The organism is Streptomyces sp. MnatMP-M17 (assembly GCF_900091995.1).
Classification (GTDB): Bacteria; Actinomycetota; Actinomycetes; order Streptomycetales; family Streptomycetaceae; genus Streptomyces.
The window spans coordinates 1-7,457 of the sequence record NZ_FMDK01000769.1; the positions used below are offsets into that span (position 1 = coordinate 1).

6 protein-coding genes are annotated in these 7,457 nt (G+C 68.7%); 3 read left to right on the plus strand and 3 right to left on the minus strand.

Annotated features, from left to right (window positions below):
• Positions 1-127 precede the first annotated feature (127 nt).
• A complete protein-coding gene (locus tag GA0115259_RS30145) occupies positions 128-781 on the plus strand; it encodes a PhzF family phenazine biosynthesis protein (RefSeq protein ID WP_256098206.1) in 654 nt (217 codons plus the stop codon).
• A 29-nt stretch (positions 782-810) separates the two neighbouring features.
• On the opposite strand, the gene GA0115259_RS42285 is transcribed toward GA0115259_RS30145, so the two are convergent.
• Entirely contained in the window at positions 811-942 is a 132-nt protein-coding gene (locus GA0115259_RS42285; protein ID WP_256098207.1) for a hypothetical protein, read from the minus strand.
• A 293-nt stretch (positions 943-1,235) separates the two neighbouring features.
• On the opposite strand from GA0115259_RS42285, the gene GA0115259_RS30150 reads away from it, so the two are divergent.
• Positions 1,236-5,420, plus strand: coding sequence for a wHTH domain-containing protein (locus GA0115259_RS30150; protein WP_093602880.1), 4,185 nt, complete (start codon positions 1,236-1,238; stop codon positions 5,418-5,420).
• A gap of 6 nt (positions 5,421-5,426) precedes the next feature.
• Here GA0115259_RS30150 and GA0115259_RS30155 read toward each other — a convergent pair whose 3' ends face one another.
• Both GA0115259_RS30155 and map read right to left on the minus strand, forming a co-directional pair.
• Positions 5,427-6,092, minus strand: a complete 666-nt coding sequence (locus GA0115259_RS30155; RefSeq protein WP_093602882.1) for a biliverdin-producing heme oxygenase — start codon at positions 6,090-6,092, stop codon at positions 5,427-5,429.
• A gap of 160 nt (positions 6,093-6,252) precedes the next feature.
• Entirely contained in the window at positions 6,253-7,110 is an 858-nt protein-coding gene (gene map / locus GA0115259_RS30160) for a type I methionyl aminopeptidase (protein ID WP_093602884.1), read from the minus strand.
• 59 nt (positions 7,111-7,169) lie between these two features.
• Here map and GA0115259_RS30165 point away from each other — a divergent pair, with 59 nt between their 5' ends.
• Positions 7,170-7,397: a hypothetical protein gene (locus tag GA0115259_RS30165; RefSeq protein WP_093602886.1), complete on the plus strand. Its 228-nt coding sequence runs from the start codon at positions 7,170-7,172 to the stop codon at positions 7,395-7,397.
• Positions 7,398-7,457 lie beyond the last annotated feature (60 nt).

A 7,457-nucleotide genomic window follows, 5' to 3' on the forward strand; every position in this document is an offset into this window, starting at 1 on the left:
TGGCCAGGCGCCGAGGTACGGCGCAGGAGGAGATCGCGTAAGGACATCGCGTACGAGCAGGTCCGTACCGCCGAGGAGGAGAACGGGCGGCGGTACGGACCTGTTTCCGTGATGCTTGAATGCCCGGGTGACAGACATCGACGTACTGAGCGTCTTCTGCGGTGCCGATGGCCGACATGGCAATACGCTCGGCGTCGTCCGCGAAGGGCGGCGCCACCCGGATCGGGCGGCGCGGCAGGCGCTCGCCGCCCGGCTCGGCTACAGCGAGACCGTGTTCGTCGACGATCCCGAGCGCGGTGTGGTCGACATCTACACGCCGGGCCTGCGCCTCCCGTTCGCCGGCCATCCGCTCGTCGGCGCGGCCTGGCTGCTCGACCTGGAGACCGTGAATCCGCCGGCGGGCGAGGTATGGGTCCGCCAGGACGGCGAGTTCACCTGGATCACGGCCCGTCCGGAGTGGGCGCCGCCGCGCACGCTCCGCCAGTACGCCACCACCGCCGAGGTCGACGCCCTGCCCGCGCCACCGCCCGGCGACGGCTGGCTCTACGCCTGGGCCTGGCAGGACGAGGCGGCGGGCCGCGTCAGGGCCCGCGCCTTCCCCCGCCGTGACGACGGCATCCCGGAGGACGAGGCAACCGGCGCGGCGGCCCTCCTCCTCACCGCACAACTGGGCCGGGCTCTGAACATCACCCAGGGCCGCGGCTCCCAACTGATCACGGCCCCGGGCCCTGGTGGCACCATCGAAATAGGCGGCCGAGTACGCCTGTTGACGGCCCACTGAGACCGTCCGGCAGGCACCGCTCAACGAGCTCAACGGCTCTGGATCCACCAGATGATCCCGGTCAGGACCGTGGCTCCGGCCGCCGAAGCCAGTCCTCGTACCGCGCTGAACATGGCCGCCCGTCCAAGCTTCCGCACCGTGCTGCGCTTGTTCTTCCCCATGGGAACTCCCAGGTCTTCCGCCCGGCCCGGCGCCGGGGCACTGGTTGAAGAATCGAGGGAGGGCTGACTGCCCGTCAGGAAGTGCGGGCACAGCGGGCGAACCCGCTCTAAACTGCTGGCCACTACGTTGCCCGCAGCCGCCCGCTGCGGGCGGTTCCCGCTCCGGGGCACAGCGCGAGGAGGCCGTCATCATCACGGGGGACGCCCGCAGGCTCTACGACGAGTTGTCGGTGCTCAAGAGGCGGGCTCAGGACGCGAGGAGAGACGCCGGGCTGCCGCACTCGCATTACGAGATGGTGAGTGCGCTCGCCCGCCCGCCCTACGGGACCGTCATCCGCAACCAGGAAATCAGCAGTTGGCTGCCCAAGGACCCGACGAACGCGCGTGTTCCTCGCGATCCGGGCAAGGTCTGGGCGCTGGTGCGCCTGTGGTGCGACTGGGCCGGTGAGAAGGAGCCGAACGAGAAGTACTGGCGGACCCTCGTCGACCGGGCGCAGCCCGCCCGGAACACCGGCGGAACCGCCGCCCATGGCACCGCCGTTGGACGGGACGGGCAGCCCGCGGAATCCGCTGACCCATGGGCCCGTCTGGTCGAGACCTCCGCGGTCTGGAACTACGCGTCCGAGGACTTCGACCATCTGCCGCTCAAGGAGCAGGCGGTGACAGCCGCCCTCCGGCTGGCCGCTCTGCGGGACGAGGCGGAGAGCGAGCTGACCGAGGACCCATGGTGGGACGGTCAACTCGCCCAGCGGATCAGCAAGTCGCTGCTGCTCGCGCTCAAGACGGCGCGGAAGCAGCAGGACAGCACGCCGGTCTCCCTCGTCCCCGGGGAGGCCGCGCTTCTCGCCCTGCTGCCGTTGCTCCACCACGTATCCACGGCGCTGCTGGCGGCCCGGCTCCGTACCGTAGGGCCCGCGGACCTCGGACAGCCCACGTCCGACGACAGGCCTGAGCGCGCCGACACACCTGAACGCGGCTGGTTCGCCGGCTTCGTACGGAGGCAGGGATACGACCGGTTGGTGCGCCGGGCGAACCTTCCCGCTCTCCAGGGCCGGGACGGGGGGAGGGCGCAGATCGGCTGGTGGCTGTTCCACCAGTGGCTGGCCCAGGACGGTCTGCTCGATCACACGAAGACGGTCAGGACCATGCTGTCCGCGGCCGGCCGGGGAGACGACTCCGCGATCTGGCAGGTGCTCGGTGAACTCCGGGTGGCGAGGCTGCTCGGCACACCACGGCTCAAGCTCAATGAACTGTGCGACAGCACTTCAGGTTCTTCCCTGTACAAGTACGACCCGGTTTTCAGCGGTGATCCCGACGAACAGAACCTGCGGGGCGTGCTGGTCGGCGTTCTGTACGCCGTCGCTCATGCCTTCGCGATCGAGATCACCGATCTCTCGCCGGTCGTCGTCAAGCGCGTCGGCATTCCCGGCCCGGTGGATCTGGAGGACCTGCACGGCATCCTCCGGAAAGCGGAGTGGCGGCTGCAACCGGACGGCCGGGAGCTCAACGCGGGCTGCCGGCATCCCGCCGTGGTGGCGGCGCTCCGGGAACATGTCACACGGGTGGACACACTGCTGCGCGCCGTGCGCCACGCGGCCGAGACACAGGAGCCGCAGGAGGCGCTGCGGGGAGTGCCCGCACATGCGTGGGCCGACGGGGTGCGCCACGTCAATGACAAGGGACAACGCGTCTCCGGAAGCGAGGTGCCCCGTTTCCGGCTGGACGACGAGAGTGTGCAGGAACTCCTGATGGGCGAGAACCTCTACGGTGATCGCGCGCTGGCCGTCCGGGAGCTGTATCAGAACGCGCTCGACGCCTGCCGCTTCCGGCAGGCCCGTGAACTCGCTTTCCTCCAGACCGATGACAGGGACTCCTCCTACAACGGCCGGATCTGGCTCGAACAGGGCACGGACGAGTCCGGGCGCGCCTATCTCGACTGCCGTGACAACGGAGTCGGTATGCGCGAGGAGGATCTGATCGGCGTCTTCTCCCAGGCCGGGGCGCGGTTCACCCAGCAACCGGACTTCCTCAAGGAGGAAGCGGGCTGGAGTGTTCTCGAAGAGCCGGTGCGGTTCAGGGCCAACAGCCGCTTCGGTATCGGAGTGCTGAGCTACTTCATGCTCGCCGATGAGATCCGGGTCACCACGCGTCGTACGGACGCCGAGGGCGTCAAGGGCCGGGAACTGACCGCCGTCATCACCGGACCGGGCCACTTCTTCCGGATCGACGAGTCGGCGTCGATGGGAAGGAAGAGCGGCACCTGGGTACGGCTGTATCTGCGCGACGGCGCGACGGCGCCGTCCTGTGTGAAGGTGCTGCGCCGGCTGCTGGGCATCGCCGAGTTCACCACCACCGCGACACATGGTAGGGAGGAGGAGACCTGGGATCCCTGGGTGCTGAAGGCCAGAGTCCGCCCTTCCTGGGAGCAGGAGCCCGGGATCGACGCGCACGGCGGTCTCGTCCAGCGGCGGGAAGGCGCTCAGGACGGCCAGGTGGTGTGGTGCGAGCACGGCGGCGGGCTGCTGGTGGACGGCCTGCTGGCCCGACCGGCCGTACGGCGAGGCATCCTCGCGGGCGACACCGATGACGGCTTGCGCGGCGCGGTGGTCAATCTCGCCGGTGCCACATCGCCTCCTCGGCTCTCGGTGGACCGTACACAGATCCTGGACGACGTCTCCGCGTCCGTGAAAAGGCTTTTGGAGACGGCGGCGGAGCAATTGGTCTCCTCCGAGGAGACTCTGCTGGACCTTGAGTGGATCAGCGCGGTGGGAGACGAGAGTCCGCAGGTGGCCGATGTCGTCGCCCGGGCGGCCACCGCCCGCGGGTACACCCTGCGCCTGAACGACCGGCGCTTCGAGACCGCCGTGGCCGGCTGTTTTCCACCGGATGCCCAGATAGCCGCGCGGGAGGAGCCGAAGGATGTGCTGCGGACCGGCTCCGCCCAGGTGCGGCGTGTGAACGGAGAGGTGCCGGACCATGTCCTGCTGTGGCGGCTGCTCGCCCATGGGCCCAGCGCCGAGACCGACGCGCTGGCGGAGGTGGTACCGGAGATCGCCGACGCCGGTCGGCTGCTGCCCGCGCTGCCGTCGGACCTCAAACTGCTCACCGTCGGTGAGGGCGCTGCCCCCGGGCCACGATGGCCCCTGATGGATGAACGGGACGAGCCCGGCCGGATTCTCTGGGCCGCGATGCGGACCGGCTTGACACTGCGTCAGGTCGCCCGTCGTGTGTCCGCCCTCAATGTCCAGCCACTGCGGTACGCCGACTTCGCGGACGACTCGGTTCCCGATCCGGTCGATCTCGCCCTGCTCAGCCAGAGGATGGACGGCCGGCCCGGATGGCTGGCCATCGAGGACCCGGTGCCGCCGGGACATCTCGTACGCGCGCATGTCCAACTGGGCATCGGCACCGGCGATGCCGCACGCCGTATGGAGCGCTACGGCTTCGACGTCACCTGCGTCGGTCATCTGCCGGACGCGCCGGATCCGGCTGATCTGCCGCTTCTCGATTACAACTGGGGCGAGATATTTGCGCGTTGGCTGCCGGCCGGGCAGCCGGTGAGACCAGAGCATCTCGTCCATGCCGGCATCAGACTCGGAAAACCGGTCTCTCTCCTGTGCCGGGTGCTCGCCTCCTACGGGCTGACCGCCGAACTGGGCGCGATTCCCGAGCGGCCCGACGGCGACGATCGACGGCTTCTGAGCCACGATCCGGCGAGGGACGACTGGTACTGGCTGGATATCGGCGAACCTGTTCCTCCCGGCCATCTCGTCAGAGCGGCGGACGTTCTGGGCTGGTCCCTGGCCAGGGTGGCGTCGCGCCTTCGTGGCCTGGGCTTCACCGTGCCGGATACGCTGCCCGACCGCCCGTACGACCGACACGATCAGGCCCTGCTCAGCATAAGCGGCACGAACGGGCCCCCGTGGTGGACAAGCGGTGACCGGATTCACATCGGCCATCTGATGAACGCGAGGGAATTCGGGATCTCGCCCAACGAAGCGGCCGGGCGCCTCGCCGCATACGGGCTGAGCATTCCGGACGAGCCGCTGCCGGAGCAGCCGGACCGCCACGACCTCGTGATACTGAGTGCCGACAGGGACGGCTTGCGGCCCTGGCTCGAAGACGAACGCCTCATCACACCGTACCGGCTGATCGAGGTCGCCGATCGGCTGCGCGTTCCGATCTCTTATGTGGTGGAACGGCTGGCCGCGTACGGGCTGAGCGTCTCCCGCACGCCACCGCAGGATCGGGAGACGGACGATGTGAGGCTGCTGGAGAGAGACCTCGAAACCGGCGGTTCCTGGCTCCGCGACAGTAATCCCGTCCCGCTCAGCCATCTCATCCGCGCCCGTGTCGTCCTCGGTACACCGATCCTGGAGGTGGCCGCACGGCTGCGTGTCCTGGGGCTGGATGTGCCCGATCCCGCCGTCACGATCAGGACGGCGCTGGACCGGGTCCCTCGTAGCGTGTCCGGCTGAAGGCCCTTACGCGCTCAGCGGGAACCGCGTTCCCAGGTCACGGAAGACCGCGCCGTTGAAGTCGAACGCGCGCTTGCACTCGTCGACGATCCGCTGCTTCTCCAGATCGTCCGCCGCCAGCCCGTCCAGCAGTTCGCGGTAAGTCCGCTTGAACGCAGCCGGGTTGGGGATCTCCTCGAAGACATAGAACCGGACGCCGTCGCCCTTGCGGGAGAAGCCCCAGGTCTTCTCCGCCTTGTCGCGGATGATCTGGCCGCCGGAGAGATCGCCGAGATAGCGGGTGTAGTGGTGTGCCACATATCCGCCCGGCCAGGTGCGCGCGCACTCCCCGATCCTCGCGGCATACGCGGCGGTGGCGGGCAGTGGGTCGAGGCCCTCGCGCCACCGGGGACCGCGCAGATGCGCGAGATCGCGCTCCAGCTCGGGCGTACGGGCCAGCTCCGGCCGGATGAAGGGCCCGGCGACCGGGTCCGATCTCAGCGCGTCCATGGCGCTCTCCAGCGCGCCGTACACGAACCAGAGCTGCTCCGTGTAGCGCGTGAAGGCGTCCACACCGAGCCGGCCGCCCAGCAGATCGCTCATGAAGGTCGAGGTCTCCGCCTCGGTGTGCTGTTCGTGCGAGGCGACACGGATGAGTGTGGAGAAGGGCGTGGCGCTGGCGGTTGCGTCCAAGGCGGGCCTCCGGAGACCAAAGGGGACGGGAACGGGCGAATGCCGTGTGGCGGCACGCGCTGCCGCCACAAGCGATACTCTTACTTAGGCTTACCTAAGTCAACTGGTTCCCGACGTCCTGTCGGTAAAAACGCTACCCCGCATCGGCGGTACGGCAACCTCACGGAAGAGTGAGGATCTCCGCTCCCGTGTCCGTCACCACCAGCGTGTGTTCGAACTGCGCCGTCCGCTTCCGGTCCTTGGTGACCACGGTCCAGCCGTCGTCCCACATGTCGTGCTCGTAGGTGCCGAGCGTCAGCATCGGCTCGATGGTGAAGGTCATGCCCGTCCGCATGACGGTGGTGGCGTGCGGGCTGTCGTAGTGCGGGACGATCAGTCCGGAGTGGAAGGACGAGTTGATCCCGTGGCCGGTGAAGTCCCTGACGACGCCGTAGCCGAACCGCTTGGCGTACGACTCGATCACCCGCCCGATCACATTGATCTGCCGTCCGGGCCGCACGGTCTTGATGGCGCGGTTCAGCGACTCACGGGTCCGCTCCACCAGCAGCCTCGACTCCTCGTCGACATCGCCGCAGAGATAGGTGGCGTTGTTGTCGCCGTGGACGCCGTTGATGTACGCCGTGACGTCCAGATTCACGATGTCGCCGTCGCGGAGCACCGTGGAGTCCGGGATCCCGTGGCAGATCACCTCATTGACCGACGTGCAGAGCGACTTGGGGAAGCCGCGGTAGCCGAGCGTCGACGGATAGGCGCCGTGGTCGCACATGAACTCGTGCGCGACCCGGTCCAGCTCGTCGGTGGTGACGCCCGGTGAGATGTGCTTGGCGGCTTCCTCCATCGCCTGTGCGGCGATCCGCCCGGCGATCCGCATCAGCTCGACCGTCTCGGCGGTCTGCACCTCGGGCCCGGTGTACGGCGCGGGCGCGGGCTTCCCGACGTACTCGGGGCGCCGGATCTTTCCGGGTACGGAACGGAGGGGAGAGATCTCCCCGGGGATGAGCAGTGACTGGCCAGACATGCCAGCGAGTCTAACGAGCGTGTGTGGGGCAGCATGGCGTTCAGAGGAAGGAGCCGAGGATGGCCCTGTTCAAGAAGCGTACGGTCGGCAAACCCGGCGAGTGGTACTACTGCCTGCGCCACCAGAAGGTCGAGGAGGGCCCGCAGTGCCGCGCGGCGGACCGTTTCGGCCCGTACGCGAGTCCGGAGGAGGCGGCGCACGCGATGGACACCGCGCGGGAGCGGAATCTGGAGTGGGAGACCGACCCGAAGTGGCACGACAAACCGGACACTCCGGCGGAGGACTGAGCCGAACGGCGGCGCCGCGACCGTCCCCGCCGCCGACACGGCATGGCAGGGCGGTCGCGG

What these genes read in the sequence shown, in the direction of transcription:
- GA0115259_RS42285 (WP_256098207.1), bottom strand. Translation starts at nt 942, where the DNA reads ATGGGGAAGAACAAGCGCAGCACGGTGCGGAAGCTTGGACGGGCGGCC.
- map (WP_093602884.1), bottom strand. Translation starts at nt 7,110, where the DNA reads ATGTCTGGCCAGTCACTGCTCATCCCCGGGGAGATCTCTCCCCTCCGT.
- GA0115259_RS30150 (WP_093602880.1), top strand. Translation starts at nt 1,236, where the DNA reads ATGGTGAGTGCGCTCGCCCGCCCGCCCTACGGGACCGTCATCCGCAAC.
- GA0115259_RS30165 (WP_093602886.1), top strand. Translation starts at nt 7,170, where the DNA reads ATGGCCCTGTTCAAGAAGCGTACGGTCGGCAAACCCGGCGAGTGGTAC.